Below are 15,234 nucleotides of genomic sequence, written 5' to 3' on the forward strand. Positions count from 1 at the left end.
ATCCCGGCTGCAACGCCAACGTGCTGATCCGGTTTCATTCAACGAGGAGATCGACCATGAGCATCAAGACCGTACTGTTTATCGTGACCAACACCGCCGAAATCGGCCCGAACAAACGCGCTACCGGGTACTTTTTCCCCGAAGTTGCGCATCCCTATGAAGTCTTCGAGCAGGCTGGTGTAGCAGTCGAATACGCCTCCTTGCTGGGCGGCACCACCCCGGAAGACGGCTACGACGAAAGCGATCCTGCGCAGCTTGCGTTTCGCAACAGCGCCGCCATCCGCCGCATGAACAACAGCCGCAAGCTGTCTGAAGTCGACGTGCTGGACTACGACGCGATCTTCTTCCCCGGCGGCCTGGGCCCGATGGTCGACATTGCCCACAACCCAGAAATTCAGCGCGCAGTCGAGCGTGCCTGGAATGGCGACAAGATCGTCGCAGCCGTGTGCCATGGCCCGGTCGCGCTGCTGGGCGCAAAACTGAAAGACGGCACGCCGTTGGTGCAGGGCCGCAAGCTGACCTCGTTCTCCAACGCCGAAGAAAACGGCTATGCCGCCGCCGATGTGCCCTTCCTGCTGGAAGATGCCCTGCGCGCGGAAGGCGCCGACTATGCAGCAGCAGACGTGTGGCAGGAAAAAGTGGTGGTCGACGGCCGCCTGATCACCGGCCAGAATCCCGCCTCCGGTGCCGCACTGGCCAAGGCGATGCTCGAGGCGCTGCGCTGAGATTCTCGGGCTGAACCCCGGCATGGCGGTGCGATGGTGCAGCCATGCCGGACATAATGGTTTTCACTTTATCCAAGAGGCAGTCATGTCCGCTTACGTCATTTTCATCCGCGAAAACACCACCGATGCCGCGCAGATGCAGCAGTACGCCGAAAAGGCGCCGCTGGCCCGCACCGGCCACGACATCACTCGCCTGGCGTTCTACGGCCAGCTCGATGTGCTGGAAGGCCCCGCTACTGAAGGCGTGGCCATCCTGCGTTTCCCCGACATGGCCGCCGCCCGCGCCTGGTATGACAGCCCGGCCTATCAGGAGGCTCGTGAACATCGCTTCAAGGGCGCCGAGTACCGCTTGCTGCTGGTCGAAGGCAGCGACGTCGCGGCCAGTTAAAAACCGATGGTCGCCGACAGCAGGTAGGTGCGCGGGGTCGCCAGGGTCAGGCCCGGCTCGCTGTCATCCGACGCACCGGCCGAACTCCAGTAGCGCTTGTCCAGCACGTTCTCGACGTTGGCCCGCACGGTCACCGACTTGCCTTCGACCTTGAAGGCGTAGCGCGCGCCGACGTCGAAACGCTCCCAGGCGTCGATTTCCTTGCTGTTGGCCTGATCCAGGTACTGCGAGCTGGAATAGATGCCGCGCCCGGTCAGGGTCAGGCCCTGCACACCCGGCACATCGTATTCGGCGCCCAGGTTGACGTTGTACTTGGGCGTCGCCGGTGCGCGGTTGCCATCGAACGCGCCGTTGGTGGTGTTTGTCAGCTCGCTGTCGATGTACATCACCCCGCCGAGCAGGCGAAAGCCCTTGAGCGGCTCGCCGAACATCGTCACTTCCACCCCGTCGTTCTGGCGCTTGCCGTTAGGGCCGAACACCCGGGTGGTCGAGTTGGTCTCGTAAGCCGGCTGCTTGATGCGAAACACCGCAGCGGTCAGGCCGAACGAGCCCTGATCGTACTTGGCCCCCACTTCCACCTGGCGGCTGATGAACGGCGGGAAGATTTCGTCTTCGTTGATCGAGGTCGACGGCGCGATCTTGCCCTGGCTCAGGCCTTCCATGTAGTTGGCGTAGACCGAAACCCGGTCGGTGACCTTGTAGAGAATGCCGCCGGAGGGCGAGACCTTTTCCTCGTCATAGGACGTGATGCCCTTCACGCCATCGGTCCAGTCATCGACCTTGACCCGCTGCCAACGGGCGCCGAGGGTCAGCAGCAGGCGATCATCGAAGAAACCCAGCGTGTCCGACAGCGCCACGCCGCTGAAGCGGTTTTCGGTGTAGACCTTGGCATCCTGGCGCGTGGGATTGCTCGGGGTCGGCGTGTCCACCGGGTCGAACAGGTTGCTGGGCGATGCAGCGTAGCGTGCGCCGCCGTTTTCGAAATCCATGTAGAAATAGCTGGCCGCCAGGTTGACCTCATGGCTCACGGGGCCGGTGTGGAACCAGTTGCGCACACCGGCGGTGGCCGTGCGCACGTTCTCGTCCCGGGTGAAGTCCCGCGGTTGAACGCTGAAATCACCGGCGTTGTTGGTGATCGACACGGCGTGACGCAGGAAGTCGTGGTTGCTTTTACGCGCGCCGACGCCGCCGTAGAGCATCACCGAGTCGTTGACGTCGTACTCGGCATTGACCGTACCGAAGGTGTCCTTGGTCCGTGCCCGGCTCCAGGCTTGCGCGTAGTTGTGGCGCACGTCGTTGGGGTTGGGCACCTTGGCGTTGGTGCCAATCTGCACCCGCTCCTGGGGCGCGTCGGTGTCGCGCTCGGTGTGGCCGATGTCGGTCGACAGGCGCAGGCGCTCGCCACGAAAGTCCAGGCCCAGCACGGCCATTTCCCGGTCGACGCTCTGATGATCCCACTCGGTGTCGCCGGACTGCTTCACGCCGTTGAAGCGGATGCCGAACTGGTTTTCGTCACCGAAGCGGCGGCCCACATCCAGCGCCCCACCCACCTGATTGTTGGAGGCGTAGCTGGTGGTCAGCTCGGTGATGGGCACGTCCTCTGCCCGCTTGGGCACCACGTTGATCCCGCCGCCGACGCTGCCGCGCGGGGAGATGCCGTTGATCAACTGGCTCGGGCCCTTGAGGATGTCGACCCGTTCGGCCATTTCCATGTCGATGGTGTAAGTGGGCAGCACGCCATACAGGCCGTTGTAGGCGACATCGCTGTTGAACAGGCTGAAGCCGCGAATGGTGAACTGCTCGTAGCGCCCGCCCGCCGGGTTGGTGGCGCGTACCGAGGGGTCGCTGGCGATCAGGTCGCCCAAGGTGCGGGCCTGCTGGTTCTTGACCGCCTGGCGGGTGTAGGTGGTCATGCTGAACGGGGTGTCCATGAAGTCTTTCGAGCCGAGCAGGCCCTGGGAGCCACGACGGGCAACCTGGCCTCCGGCGTAGGCCTGGCCGTCGGTGGCGCCTGAGGTGGCGCCAAGAATGGAGGTGGGGGCCAGTTGCAGGCTGCTGCCTTGCGGGGCCGGGGTCAGGGTGTAGGCCTGCTCGCCCACCGGTACCAGTTGCAGGCCGGAGCCTTGCAGCAGGCGGGCGAAGCCTTCTTCGATGCCGTATTCGCCGGACAGGCCGGGGCTGTCGTGGCCGCTGACCAGGGCGGGGTCGACGGAGAGATTGACGCCGGCCAGGCCTGCGAACCGGGTCAGTGCGGCGCCGAGGGTGCCGGCGGGGATCTGGTAGGTGCGGCGCCCTGCAGTATCGTCGGCCCAGGTCGTGGTGGCCAGGAGGGGGCTGGTGCTCAGGGTCAGGAGCAGGCTCAGGTGCAGGAGTGGGCGCAGGCGGATTGGCGGAACGGCGGGCATGGAAGGGTCTCGTATGGGGTTCACTTGCCTTCAATGACCGGTGAGATTTTGAAAAGGGACAGGGGTTGGTGGTTTTTTTTGAACCGGTGGGTTTTGATCAAGATCAAGATCAAAAGCGTTCTTCCTAACGTCAGAGCTGTTTCGACTTCGTCGAGTTACTTTGTTTCGGCAAAGTAACCAAACCATTGCTCCTGGTTTGGCCCCTCCTGCGTCGGGGTGCCTTCACTCCGGTCTCGCTCCGTGGGCCCGGCGCGAATGGGCCATCCATGGCCCCGCGCCTCGCGCGGCATCCTGCCGCTTGGCCCACTGCGCGAGACCTCCATTCAGCCTGCACCCAAGTCGCGATTTGTGGTGTCTGGGCTATCGCGCACGAAGATCAAAAGCAACGGCAACGGCAACGGCAACGGCAACGGCAACGGCAACGGCAACGGCAACGGTTTGATGTTGTGCGATCTGCTTTTGATTCTGGCCGAAGGCCGTGGGAGCAAGCTTGCTCGCGATCTGGCGCGAAGCGGCAGCAAATCCTGTGCACGCGGTGCGCCTGACACAACAAGGTCGCCTGATCTTGCTGCCGCTTCGGCCGGACGCGACCCCGGGCGACCGCTGGCAAACCGGACTGCTACGGGGCTTCACGCCGGTTTGCCACGCGGCACAAGGGTGACCCAATAACGGGTACGGGTGTGAATCTCCAGCGGCAGGCTGGCGGCGAGCAATGAGAGGATGCGGTCGGTGTTGTCCAGGCGGAAGCTGCCGGTGACGCGCAGGTTTTCCAGTGCAGGCTCCCAGCGCAGCAGGCCGGTGCGGTAGCGTGACAGTTCGCGCAGGAAGTCGCCGAGGGGCTGGTTCTGGGCCATGAGCACGCCTTCTCGCCAGCCGGGGGCGAAAGCGTCGAAGGGGCTGACCGGCCCTGCTCCGCGGGCCTGGAGACTGGCCTGTTGGCCCGCCTGCAACAGCAGTTCAGGTTCCTGTAACGGCAACAAACGAACGTTTCCGCTGACCACCGACACCCGGCAATCATGGCTGCCCAGGCGCACGCAGACTTCGCTCTGGCTGACCACCACCCGACCGTAAGGCCCTTGGATGGTCAACGCCGACGTGCCCGGCACCTTGAGCGAGATTTCGCCGCGCAGCAGGGTCAGGCGGTGGACGCTCAGGTCGACGTTGACCGCACTGGCCGTGTTGAGCTCAAGGGTGCTGCCGTCGGCCAGCACCACGCGCTTGTGCTCACCTGTAGCGGTCGAAAGGTCGGCCCGCCAGACGTCCAGCGGCAACTCGCGACTCAGCAGCCAGGCCGCCGGCGCCAAGGCCGCCAGACCCAGCGCGCCCTTGAGCACGGCCCGCCGCCCCGATTGCGGGCGATCCAGCGCCGCCATGGCCAAGCGTACCGGCAGGCCGTTGAAGCGCTGGCGCAGTTGCTGGACTTTCTGCCAGGCGTGTTCGTGGCGGGCATGGCTGTCGCGCCACTGCTGCAATTTCAGCTGATCGGCCTCGCTGGCGTCGCCCGACTCCAGCAGCGCCAACCACTGCGCGGCCTTGCGCGCGATGTCGCGGTCCTCGTTCGAGGGCGCAGCGCGGTTCACCAGTCCACCAGCAGGCAATGCTCATAGGCCTGGGCCATGTAGCGTTTGACGGTGCGCTCGGACACGCCGAGGCGCTCGGCGATTTCCCGGTAACCCAGCCCTTGCAGTTGGCTCAAGAGAAACGCCCGACGCACCGGCACAGGCAACCCATCGAGCAATTCATCGATGGCCTGCAGGGTTTCCAGCAGCACCCAGCGCTGTTCGGGCGACGGCACGCACTCTGGCGGCAGTTGCGCCAGCGCCTGCAGATACGCCTGTTCCAGGCTGCGGCGGCTATAGAAGTTGCTGAGCAGGCGCTTGCCCACGGTCAGCAGATAGGCCCGGGGTTCGCGTAAGTCGGCGAGCTGTTGTGAACTGGCGAGCACCCGCACGAAGGTGTCCTGGCTCAGGTCCGCGGCGTCCCACGCGTTGCCCATGCGCCGCCGCAGCCAGCTTTCCAGCCAGCCGTGGTGGTCGCGATACAAGGCATCGAGTGTGGGTTGCGGAGGCGTCGCGGCGTCGGACATCGGATGGCTCTGCTGGATGGCGCGATTCAAAATGCGACTGATTCTAATTAGTGATCATTCTTAAAACCAAGCGCTTTTTAGCAGATCATCCTCGCGATCACGCCATCGGGAGGGGCAAGAGTTGCCGCTCGGCGACAATTCTGCTGGGATGGCTCCCACGTTTTCCCACAGAGCACAGACCATGTCCTCCTACAAAGACCTCTTCGAATATGGCGAGCAATTCGAGTCGTTCGTCGCCCGAGGTTTCCCGGCGGAAATCGCCGCCATCCGCGAGATGCAGCACAAAATCAACGAACAGCAGACCATCAGCATCGCCACTCAGCAGCGTCTGCAAGGGGTGCAGGCGTCGTTTCACCTGCTGGTGGTGGGCGAAATGTGGTGCCCGGACTGCCAGATCAATATCGCGGTGATGGACTACATGCAGCGCGGCAAACCGAACATCGACCTGGCGATCATTTCCAAGGGCCGGGCGGAAAACACCCTCAAGCAGCGCCTGGAGCTTGAGCGGATCTCGATTCCACTGGTACTGGTGCTCGACGAACAATTCGAGCCGGTCGGTCGCTTTGTCGAAAGCCCGCAGGCGGTGATCGACGGCGGCGAAGCGCTCAAGGCGGACTACCGCGCGGGCAAGTACCTGGAAAGCACCTTGCAGGACTTCCTCGCCATTTTCGAAGCCGCTGTCAAAGCCTGAGCGCCCTGCCCTTTGCCGCAAAATGTGTCGCCATGCTTGTGTTTTCCAACGGCTGGGCCTAACTGATTGCAGTACTGAGCCCGAAAACGACTCCGTCTTGATCACTTGCGCAATGCCCAGGAGATTTCGACATGGCGACAACAATAACAACGGCCATCACCCTGGCGCCCCTGCTGCGCCAATCCGTTGGTTTCGACCGGCTGAGCGACCTGTTCGAGTCGGCCCTGCACAACGAACCATCCACCTGTTACCCGCCCCATAACATCGAGCGCTACGGCGACGATCATTACCGCATCGTCGTGGCTGCGGCTGGCCTTGCGGCGGACGATCTGGACCTGCGCATCGAGAAAAGCGTGCTGATCGTCTGCGGCGGCGAACGGCCGACCGACGCCGGCGCGACCTATCTGCATCAGGGTATTGCCCACGGGCCGTTCAGGCTGGTGTTCCACCTGGCCGATCACATCGAGGTTCAGGGCGCGACCTTCGAGAACGGTTTGCTGATCATTTTTCTGTTGCGCGTCACGCCGGATGAGCCCCGGGCGCGGCATATCAAGATCAACAGCCCAGGCGACGGACCGGACCGACGGCAGATCGATCGTCACTGAATTGGATGGAACTCGTAAAACGATTGCTGGCCCTATTACCTGTACGCCTCGCCCACGAGGCACGCATGGACAGCGATGACTGTCTGTTGGCATCCACTGGCATACAGGTGACTGCGTGAATACTTTTGTCTCGCTGGAAAAACTGGGCAAGATCGATCTGCATGATTATCACGAGGTCTGGGTCACGACGTCCGAGCGCTGGCCGCAGGACCCGGAAACCGCGCAGCGCATGTGCCTGTGGCGGGTGGATCGGGAGCTGACGCAGGATGTGGAGATCGAGGATGTGTATTTTCAGAACCTGCCACGGCTCTGGCTGCTGGTGGATGATCTGCATGATGCGGTGGCGATTGCCGGGATCGAGCAGGCGCTGACGTTGCGGCTCGATGAGCTGAGCCTGGAGGGGGAGTTTCATCCGGCGGAGCAGCGTAAGGTGCCGTGTGGGGAGAAGCATACGGATTTGCGGAGCTGAAACTTTGCGGTGACCTTTCACTGCGATGTTGCATGGTCGATTGCAGAGTTCTGCCTAACGGCAGAAGCGTTTCGACTTCGTCGAGTTACTTGGAAAAGACCCCCAAGTAACCAAGGGGTCCTGCTCCTGGTTGGGCCCCTCCTGCGTCGGGGTCCCTTCACTCCGGTCCCGCTCCGTGGGCCCGGCGCGAATGGGCCATCCATGGCCCCGCGCCTCGCGCGGCATCCTGCCGCTTGGCCCACTACGCGAGACCTGCTTTCAGCCTGCACCCAAGTCGCGATTTGTGTCGTCTGGGCTATCGCGCATGAAGATCAAAAGCCAAATCAAAAGCGCGAGCACGAGGGCGATGCTCTTCGTAGCAGCACGGCTTGCCGGCGGGACGATCTTGAGGGCGACCCGCGGGCAAGCCCGGCTGCTACGGGAACGGCGTGAGCCGATCGCTTTTGCTTTTGATCTTCGTGCGCGATAGCCCAAACACCACAAATCGCGACTTGGGTGCAGGCCGAATGAAGGTCTCGTGGAGTGGGTCGAGCGGCATGGATGCCGCGAGAGGCGCGTTGGGCCATGGATGGCCCTTCGCGCCGGGCCCACGGAACGAGACCGGAGTGAGGGTACCCCGACGAAGGAGGGGCCCAACCAGGAGCAAGACCCCTTGGTTACTTGGGGGTCTTTTCCAAGTAACTCGACGAAGTCGAAACAGGTCTGACGTTAGGAAGAACGCTCTTGATCTTGATCCATATCATCGCCCCCGCCGGCAAGCCACGGGGGCGGGAGATCAATCCAGATCCGAAGCCTGATGCCGCTCAGGCACCTGATTGCCCTCCTCCCCCCAGGTACGATTGACCCGCAGCCCGCGTTTCACGGCCGGGCGTTCGGCGATTTCCTTCGCCCAGCGCTGGACGTGGGTGTACTCCTCGGCAGCGAGGAATTCCGCGGCTGAATAGACGTTGCCCAAGGCCACCTGGCCATACCAGGACCAGACCGCGATATCGGCAATGGTGTAGCTGTCGCCCGCCAGATAGCGGCTCTCGCCCAGGCGGCGATCGAGCACATCGAGTTGTCGCTTGGCTTCCATGGTGAAGCGGTTGATCGCGTATTCGATCTTTTCCGGCGCATAGAGGTAGAAGTGGCCGAAACCGCCGCCCAGATAAGGCGCCGCGCCCATCTGCCAGAACAGCCAGTTCAGGGTTTCGGTGCGTTCGGCCGGACCCTTGGGCAGCAGTTCGCCGAACTTCTCGGCCAGGTACAGCAGGATCGAGCCGGATTCGAACACCCGCACCGGCGGCTCGACGCTGCGGTCCAGCAAGGCCGGGATCTTCGAATTCGGGTTGATATCAACGAAGCCGCTGCCAAACTGGTCGCCTTCGCCGATCTTGATCAACCAGGCGTCGTACTCGGCCTCCTTATGCCCCAAGGCCAGCAGCTCTTCGAGCAGGATGGTGACCTTCACCCCGTTGGGCGTGGCCAGCGAATAGAGTTGCAGCGGCTGCTTGCCGACCGGCAGGGTCTTTTCATGGGTGGGGCCGGCCGTCGGGCGGTTGATGCTCGCGAACTGGCCACCGGATGGCGCCTCGTAAGTCCAGACCTTCGGGGGAACGTAGGCTGCTTTGGTCATGAAACGAAACCTCTTGAGTGAATCACAGCGGCATCGCAAACGCGCCGTGAAAAAACAGGGAGCGAGAAAATGAGACCGGGCACAAGCGTGAGCAGTTCAGGGCCGGTAGCGACCCGTTCCCCGCTGCGTTGCGTGGGCAGACCTTACCGCGTCCGGAGAGTGCTCGTCACGTGACAAGGGTGTTCCATTAATCCGATAGGAGTTAAAGTGCCAGCACTTTCCACAGAAGAAGTCAGTCGCATGGATGCCATCCGCTACCGTTTTTACCGCTTGCCTGCATTGGGGTGTGCCTTGTTTTTCGCCGGATGCCAGTCCGGCGGCCCCAGTGGCAACGCCGCTCCGGCATCCTCTGCCAATCCCGTGCTTTCCCAGGGTGTAACTGTGTTCAACGCCGTGTTGACGGCGCAACCGCAGCCCGCATCGGTGGTACGCGCAGGAAAGCGGATCACCTATCTCGTGGTTCCGCTCGGGGAGCAGACGCCGCGCTATCTGGCGCGATTCGACGTCGATTGCGGCCGCCCGTTCGTGAAGATGAGCTACCGCAGCGACAGAGGCATGGTGCTGTTCGCCGATCTGGACATTACACATCTGGACCGTTACATGGAGATTCCCGAGCCGCAGCGCCAACAGTTCCTGGACAGCACTCAGTTCAAGCAGATATGTACGCCGACCGCCGCTGCGGACTGGCGGGTGATCAGCGCGCCCGAGCAGCAGGATTGGCAGTTGATCGAACAGGCAGGTCTCACACGCTCGGTCGACAGCGTGACTTTCTGGACCGCGAAGGTTCCGCCTGCCTATCAGTTACAGGCAGGTGGCGCATACCAGTTGGCTCAGGTCCGACGGCAACTGCGCGCCGAATGCACACAGCAGCAACTGACCACGCTCAGCGAGTTCAGCCTGGACCCGGTGGATCGAGTAACGACGGGTAGCGTACAGACCGATCCCCAACCCGTCCCCGCGCAGAACCTGTCGGCTGAAGATCGGCAACTGCTCGATGCCGCCTGCGCGGGACCGCAAGCGTTGACTCGATACGCCGCTTATCAAGGGCGCAAGCAAGAGCCTTTCGACCTGCCGACGCCCGTTATTGCGACGCCGGTGGCGAACGCCATCGACGCCCTGCACTTGCCAGAGCCGCGCAAGCGCCTGACTCGGCTGCAACTCAGTGCGCGTGAGTTTGCATTCGGGAAATGGCTCGAAGAGACAGGCCGAGGTCGTCTGGCGCTCAGCATGCACTATGCACCCGCCGAGCCGGGCAAGCAGCTGACCGAAATATTCCGTGGTTCACAGGAAAAATTGAGCAAAGTCACCTTCCGAGGCCTGATCGAGCTTGCTCAAAACTCGGCCTCGGGCTCCGTGACAAGCCGTATATCCACTAAGGAACGAGCCCTTACCGACCTGCACTTCTCCGGTGACTGGGCAGCAATGCCCGCAGGCAGCCAGTTACATTACACCGTGCAGGCACCGCAGTACCCTCATCGCAAGACCGACACACTGGTCGACACATCGTTTGTCTGCGACGTCGAAACGCAGAAGCCCGCCAATACGTTCTACCCCAGCCTTTCGGGCGACGCCAAGCTGGTCAACTGCTCAGGCAATCACTACCCCTGGGGTAAAGGCGTTGTCGTTTACGCCTATCTGCAAGACTATGGCCTGTTTGTCCCGACGCAATTCATCGGTACGGGCTCTCAGGTGAAATGGACTGTCGAGCAGGCGCAATAAGGCCTGCCGCGAGGTGAACCCGATGTCACAACCCTTCTCCGGCGCCAAGATCGCCGTGCTTTGCGAAGGCCATCTGTTGACCTGCCTGCGCGACGACATCCCGACCATTCCCTGGCCGGGCCTGTGGGATTTGCCGGGCGGTGGCCGCGAGGGCGTCGAGACGCCCGAGCAATGTGCACTGCGCGAAACCCATGAGGAATTCGGCCTGCACCTGGACCCGGCCTGGATCGTCTGGCGCCAGGTATACCCCGGCCAGGGCCGCAACGGGCTGGACACCTGGTTCTTCGTCGCCCACGTGCCGTCGGGGACCTTCGAGCAGGTGGTGTTCGGCGACGAAGGCCAGCGCTGGGAAAGCCGGAGCGCCGCCGACTACATCGCGATGAAGGACGGCATCCCTCACTTGCAGCAACGGCTGGCCGAGTATCTGGCCAGCCAGCCGGCATAAACAGCGTAGGGCCGCTCATTCGCCGACAAACACTTCAACGCCTGCTGCGTCCACTTGCATATGGGTGAACAGCGGCTCGAACGCCAGTTGCCGCCGGGCTTCTTGCAGTTGCGCGCCCACCGCTTCCGGCCCGGCGACCGTGCCTTGCAGATAGATGAAATGCACATCGCACAGGCCGATGCTGTCCAGCACATGGCGCATGTAGGAGGTGAAGAATTCCGGCTGGCGCGCCGACGGGCCGCGATGGAAGCCGCCTGAGCTGATGACGATATAGACCGGCCGGTCGGCCAGCAGCCCGACCTTGCCGCGCGGCCCGTTGTCGGTGGTGCGGCGCACGCGCACCACGTTGTCGATCCACAACTTCAAGGCCGCTGGCAGGGTGAAGTTGTGGATCGGCGTTGCGATCAGCAACAGGTCGCAGCGCTCGAGCTCGTTGATCAGCCGCTCGGATTGTTCGAACGCCGGATGTTCATCGCCATGGCCGTCGAGAATGGCGTGGGCGTAGCCCGAGTCCACAGGCAGCAGCGGCTCGGCCACCAGGTCGCGCTCGTTCACCTGAATCCCCGGATGGGCGTGGCGCAACGCCTGAATCATATCGCTGGTCAGCCGGTAACAGGCCGAGCGATTGCCGTGGGGACTGCAGTTGATCATCAGGACTTCATGCATGGGGTCCCCTCCTCTCAGCTCTGCAGACTCTGGACGAAGTGCATGCCCCTGGCGAGCAGCCCTTCGCGGAAATAGAACTTCTGCGCCAGCGCCATGTGCAGGCCGGTGTCCAGCACATAGTGCGCGCAACCCTGGGCGATGGCGCGCTGGCGCACGTCGTCAAGCAGCCTGGCACCCAGCCCGAGGTGACGCGCCGCGGGGTCGACCACCAGATCGTCGACATAGATGAAGCGCCCGTAGAGCAGGTTTTCCGTATCGCGGTAGCCGATCAGCCCCACCACCTTGCCATTCTGCACGGCACCGAGCAGGTGATAGCCCTGCTGCATCTGGCGGGTGATCTGCTCGGCGAACTGCGTGGGCGAGACCAGCATCGGCCGCAACACCTGCATCAGCTCGAAGCAGGTTTCAAGCTCGGCGGGCGTGGTGAACACACGCAATTGCACTTCTGACGTCATGACAGCCCCCATCAAAGAATCGACAGGTTCACTCTAGGGCCGCCGCGCGTCACGTTGAATATCCAATGGGCCGTTAAACCGGTAGGACAATCGGCCGCTTGCCTGGCGAAAGGCTTGCTATTGTTACGGATCGGACAACAGTGTTTATCCGGGCATTACAAGGACAATTTGCCGCACTCGGGGATCTTTTTGCTATCCTTGCACAATTAACTAACTGGTTAATTATCTGTGCGATGTCTGCGGTCGTTCTCAAGAATCAAGGCCGTCGCACTGCAAAACCGTTCTTCCCACCCTCGCGGAGCGTTCCCACAACGCGCTGCGTCAGCAGGATCACGCAACATGACTACGTCTCGCCCTTCGGCACCCGTCAGTCGCTGGCCCATCTGGGTCGTCGCACTTGGCGTGCTGGTATTTGGATTACTTTTCGCAGCAGGTGGCGGCTACCTCGTCACCCTCGGTGGCAGCTGGTATTTCCTGCTTGCCGGTCTTGGCCTGATCGCCTCGTCGTTCCTGCTGTTCAAGGGGCGCGTCGGCGGGGCCTGGCTGTTCGCCGCGGTGATGGTACTGACCTTGCTGTGGGCGGTGGCCGATGCGGGCTTGGTGTTCTGGCCGCTGGTGTCGCGCCTGTTCGCCCTGGGTGTGCTGAGCCTGCTGGTGGCGCTGGTCTACCCGACGCTGCGCAAGGCCAACGGCCTGCCAAGTGGCAACGGCGGCTACGCGCTGAGCGGCGTGCTGGTGATCGCCATGGCGGCCGGTTTCTGGGGCATGTTCCAGCCCCACGCCTCGGTGGCGCCGACCGGCGACGGCCCTGCGCTGACCAAGGTCGACCCGGCCAAGGTGCAGAAAGACTGGGCCCACTACGGCAACGATGAAGGCGGTGGCCGTTTCGCTGCGCTGGACCAGATCAATCGCGACAACGTCGCCAAGCTGGTGCCGGTCTGGACCTACCACACCGGTGACGTGGCCATCAGCGACGGCAACGGCGCGGAAGACCAGATGACCCCGCTGCAGATCGGCGACAAGGTGTTCATCTGCACCCCGCACAACAACATCATCGCGCTGGACGCCGACACCGGCAAACAGCTGTGGAAACACGAAACCAACGCCAAATCGGCGGTCTGGCAGCGCTGCCGCGGTCTGGCGTATTTCGACGCCACCGCCGCCGTCGCCCAGCCTACCGATGGCAGCACGCCAGCGGCTCCTGTCAGCGTGCCCGCCGGCGCCAGCTGCCAGCGTCGCCTGCTGACCAACACCATCGACGCCCGCCTGATCGCGGTCGACGCCGACACCGGCGAGCTGTGCCAGGGCTTCGGCAAAAACGGTGAAGTGGACCTGAAAGCGGGCCTGGGCAATGTTCCGGACTCCTACTACCAACTGTCGTCCGCGCCGCTGATGGCCGGTACTACCGTAGTAGTGGGCGGCCGCGTGGCCGACAACGTCCAGACCGACATGCCAGGCGGCGTGATCCGTGGTTTCGACGTGGTCACCGGGGAAATGCGCTGGGCCTTCGACCCAGGCAACCCTGAAGACAAGAAAGCCCCGGCCGACGGCAGCACCTACGTGCGCAGCACGCCGAACAGCTGGGCGCCGATGTCCTACGATCCGGCGATGAACACCGTATTCCTGCCGATGGGCAGCTCGTCCACCGACATCTACGGCGTTGAACGCACCAAGCTCGACCACACCTACGGCGCGTCCGTGCTGGCGCTGAACGCCACCACCGGCGAACAGAAGTGGGTCTACCAGACCGTGCACAACGATCTGTGGGACTTCGACCTGCCGATGCAGCCGAGCCTGATCGACTTCACCAAGGACGACGGCAGCAAGGTGCCGGCCGTTGTGATCGGCACCAAGGCCGGTCAGATCTACGTCCTCGACCGCCACACCGGCCAGCCGCTGACCGAGGTCAAGGAAGTGCCGGTCAAGGCCTCGAACATCCCGAACGAGCCGTACTCGCCGACCCAGCCTAAATCGGTGGGCATGCCGCAGATCGGCGCGCAGACCCTGACCGAATCGGACATGTGGGGCGCCACCCCGTTCGACCAGCTGCTGTGCCGCATCTCGTTCAAGAAAATGCGCTACGACGGCCTGTACACCGCGCCGGGCACCGACGTGTCGCTGAGCTTCCCGGGATCGCTGGGCGGCATGAACTGGGGCAGCATTTCCACTGACCCGGTCCACGGTTTCATCTTCGTCAACGACATGCGTCTGGGCCTGTGGAGCCAGATGGTGCCGCAGCAGAAGGACGCCAAGGCCTCCAGCGGCGGTGAAGCGCTGAACACCGGCATGGGTGCCGTCCCGCTCAAGGGCACGCCGTACGCCGTGAACAAGAACCGCTTCCTGTCGGTGGCCGGCATTCCGTGCCAGGCACCGCCTTTCGGCACCCTGTCGGCGATCGACATGAAAACCCGCAAGATCGCCTGGCAAGTGCCGGTCGGCACCGTGCAGGACACCGGCCCGCTCGGCATCAAGATGCACATGCAACTGCCGATCGGCATGCCGACCCTGGGCGGCACCCTGTCGACTCAAGGTGGCCTGGTGTTCATCGCCGGCACCCAGGACTACTACCTGCGCGCCTTCAACAGCGCCAACGGCCAGGAAGCCTGGAAAGCCCGCCTGCCCGTGGGCAGCCAGGGCGGCCCGATGACCTACGTCTCGCCGAAAACCGGCAAGCAGTACATCGTCATCACCGCCGGTGGCGCACGCCAGTCGGCCGACCGTGGCGACTACGTGATCGCCTACGCGCTGCCTGACAGCAAGTAAGTACCCGCGTTAAAAAAACCGCTGTCGCCCTCGGGGTGACAGCGGTTTTTTCATGCCTGCGAAAGGCCGCTCGCGCCTGATCCGCTCGTCTATTCTCGATTCACAAATTCTTCACGAAGGGTTTGAAACACTCCGCCCGATTCTCGCCCTCATCAACCCTCCTGCCATGAAAGGTTTGCCTGAAGTGTCGATCCCAGGGACA

At 63.1% G+C, this 15,234-nt stretch carries 14 protein-coding genes; 8 read left to right on the forward strand and 6 right to left on the reverse strand.

Features of this window, described 5'->3' with window-relative positions; translation table 11 throughout:
• Positions 1-56 precede the first annotated feature (56 nt).
• Together AC1MEK_RS01870 and AC1MEK_RS01875 are read left to right on the forward strand one after the other, a co-directional pair.
• Positions 57-725 carry a type 1 glutamine amidotransferase domain-containing protein gene (locus tag AC1MEK_RS01870; protein ID WP_480394558.1) on the forward strand — a complete coding sequence of 223 codons (669 nt, stop codon included), beginning with the start codon at positions 57-59 and terminating at the stop codon, positions 723-725.
• 85 nt (positions 726-810) lie between these two features.
• On the forward strand, positions 811-1,113 hold the full coding sequence (locus AC1MEK_RS01875; protein ID WP_480394559.1) for a DUF1330 domain-containing protein: 303 nt from the start codon (positions 811-813) through the stop codon (positions 1,111-1,113).
• Here AC1MEK_RS01875 and AC1MEK_RS01880 read toward each other — a convergent pair.
• The 3 genes from AC1MEK_RS01880 to AC1MEK_RS01890 form a co-directional block, all read right to left on the reverse strand.
• A complete protein-coding gene (locus AC1MEK_RS01880; RefSeq protein ID WP_480394560.1) occupies positions 1,110-3,518 on the reverse strand; it encodes a TonB-dependent siderophore receptor in 2,409 nt (802 codons plus the stop codon). The two genes, AC1MEK_RS01875 and AC1MEK_RS01880, sit on opposite strands and share 4 nt — an antisense overlap.
• 629 nt (positions 3,519-4,147) lie before the next feature.
• Positions 4,148-5,098, reverse strand: coding sequence for a FecR domain-containing protein (locus AC1MEK_RS01885; protein WP_480394561.1), 951 nt, complete (start codon positions 5,096-5,098; stop codon positions 4,148-4,150).
• Complete coding sequence (locus AC1MEK_RS01890) at positions 5,095-5,604, reverse strand: sigma-70 family RNA polymerase sigma factor (protein ID WP_480394562.1); 510 nt, start codon at positions 5,602-5,604, stop codon at positions 5,095-5,097. The genes AC1MEK_RS01885 and AC1MEK_RS01890 overlap by 4 nt, the downstream gene beginning before the upstream one ends.
• A 181-nt stretch (positions 5,605-5,785) precedes the next feature.
• Between AC1MEK_RS01890 and AC1MEK_RS01895 the strand changes: the two genes are divergently transcribed.
• The 3 genes from AC1MEK_RS01895 (at position 5,786) to AC1MEK_RS01905 (ending at position 7,369) form a co-directional block, all read left to right on the forward strand.
• Positions 5,786-6,295, forward strand: a complete 510-nt coding sequence (locus tag AC1MEK_RS01895) for a thioredoxin family protein (protein ID WP_480394563.1) — start codon at positions 5,786-5,788, stop codon at positions 6,293-6,295.
• A 143-nt stretch (positions 6,296-6,438) separates the two neighbouring features.
• A complete protein-coding gene (locus AC1MEK_RS01900) occupies positions 6,439-6,900 on the forward strand; it encodes an Hsp20 family protein (RefSeq protein WP_480394770.1) in 462 nt (153 codons plus the stop codon).
• Between the two features lie 115 nt (positions 6,901-7,015).
• A complete protein-coding gene (locus AC1MEK_RS01905) occupies positions 7,016-7,369 on the forward strand; it encodes a hypothetical protein (protein ID WP_480394564.1) in 354 nt (117 codons plus the stop codon).
• Positions 7,370-8,144: 775 nt separating this feature from the next.
• Here AC1MEK_RS01905 and yghU read toward each other — a convergent pair.
• On the reverse strand, positions 8,145-8,984 hold the full coding sequence (gene yghU / locus AC1MEK_RS01910) for a glutathione-dependent disulfide-bond oxidoreductase (RefSeq protein ID WP_480394565.1): 840 nt from the start codon (positions 8,982-8,984) through the stop codon (positions 8,145-8,147).
• A 240-nt stretch (positions 8,985-9,224) separates the two neighbouring features.
• Between yghU and AC1MEK_RS01915 the strand changes: the two genes are divergently transcribed.
• On the forward strand, positions 9,225-10,703 hold the full coding sequence (locus AC1MEK_RS01915) for a hypothetical protein (protein WP_480394566.1): 1,479 nt from the start codon (positions 9,225-9,227) through the stop codon (positions 10,701-10,703).
• Positions 10,704-10,725: 22 nt separating this feature from the next.
• The gene (locus tag AC1MEK_RS01920) at positions 10,726-11,148 is read left to right on the forward strand and encodes an NUDIX hydrolase (RefSeq protein WP_480394567.1); all 423 of its coding nucleotides are present in this window, start codon (positions 10,726-10,728) and stop codon (positions 11,146-11,148) included.
• 15 nt (positions 11,149-11,163) lie between these two features.
• Here the strand turns inward: AC1MEK_RS01920 and AC1MEK_RS01925 are convergent, their stop codons facing one another.
• Both AC1MEK_RS01925 and AC1MEK_RS01930 read right to left on the reverse strand, forming a co-directional pair.
• Complete coding sequence (locus tag AC1MEK_RS01925; RefSeq protein ID WP_480394568.1) at positions 11,164-11,814, reverse strand: FMN-dependent NADH-azoreductase; 651 nt, start codon at positions 11,812-11,814, stop codon at positions 11,164-11,166.
• 14 nt (positions 11,815-11,828) lie between these two features.
• Complete coding sequence (locus AC1MEK_RS01930; protein ID WP_480394569.1) at positions 11,829-12,269, reverse strand: GNAT family N-acetyltransferase; 441 nt, start codon at positions 12,267-12,269, stop codon at positions 11,829-11,831.
• Between the two features lie 339 nt (positions 12,270-12,608).
• On the opposite strand from AC1MEK_RS01930, the gene AC1MEK_RS01935 reads away from it, so the two are divergent.
• Positions 12,609-15,032: a glucose/quinate/shikimate family membrane-bound PQQ-dependent dehydrogenase gene (locus AC1MEK_RS01935; protein WP_480394570.1), complete on the forward strand. Its 2,424-nt coding sequence runs from the start codon at positions 12,609-12,611 to the stop codon at positions 15,030-15,032.
• The last annotated feature ends 202 nt before the right edge of the window (positions 15,033-15,234 follow it).

It is taken from the genome of Pseudomonas sp. 2 (assembly GCF_056627435.1).

Bases quoted from the DNA above. Each gene is read 5' to 3' on its own strand.
- AC1MEK_RS01875 (WP_480394559.1), top strand. From the start codon at position 811: ATGTCCGCTTACGTCATTTTCATCCGCGAAAACACCACCGATGCCGCG.
- AC1MEK_RS01890 (WP_480394562.1), bottom strand. From the start codon at position 5,604: ATGTCCGACGCCGCGACGCCTCCGCAACCCACACTCGATGCCTTGTAT.
- AC1MEK_RS01935 (WP_480394570.1), top strand. From the start codon at position 12,609: ATGACTACGTCTCGCCCTTCGGCACCCGTCAGTCGCTGGCCCATCTGG.
- AC1MEK_RS01880 (WP_480394560.1), bottom strand. From the start codon at position 3,518: ATGCCCGCCGTTCCGCCAATCCGCCTGCGCCCACTCCTGCACCTGAGC.
- yghU (WP_480394565.1), bottom strand. From the start codon at position 8,984: ATGACCAAAGCAGCCTACGTTCCCCCGAAGGTCTGGACTTACGAGGCG.
- AC1MEK_RS01930 (WP_480394569.1), bottom strand. From the start codon at position 12,269: ATGACGTCAGAAGTGCAATTGCGTGTGTTCACCACGCCCGCCGAGCTT.
- AC1MEK_RS01925 (WP_480394568.1), bottom strand. From the start codon at position 11,814: ATGCATGAAGTCCTGATGATCAACTGCAGTCCCCACGGCAATCGCTCG.
- AC1MEK_RS01915 (WP_480394566.1), top strand. From the start codon at position 9,225: ATGGATGCCATCCGCTACCGTTTTTACCGCTTGCCTGCATTGGGGTGT.
- AC1MEK_RS01920 (WP_480394567.1), top strand. From the start codon at position 10,726: ATGTCACAACCCTTCTCCGGCGCCAAGATCGCCGTGCTTTGCGAAGGC.
- AC1MEK_RS01895 (WP_480394563.1), top strand. From the start codon at position 5,786: ATGTCCTCCTACAAAGACCTCTTCGAATATGGCGAGCAATTCGAGTCG.
- AC1MEK_RS01870 (WP_480394558.1), top strand. From the start codon at position 57: ATGAGCATCAAGACCGTACTGTTTATCGTGACCAACACCGCCGAAATC.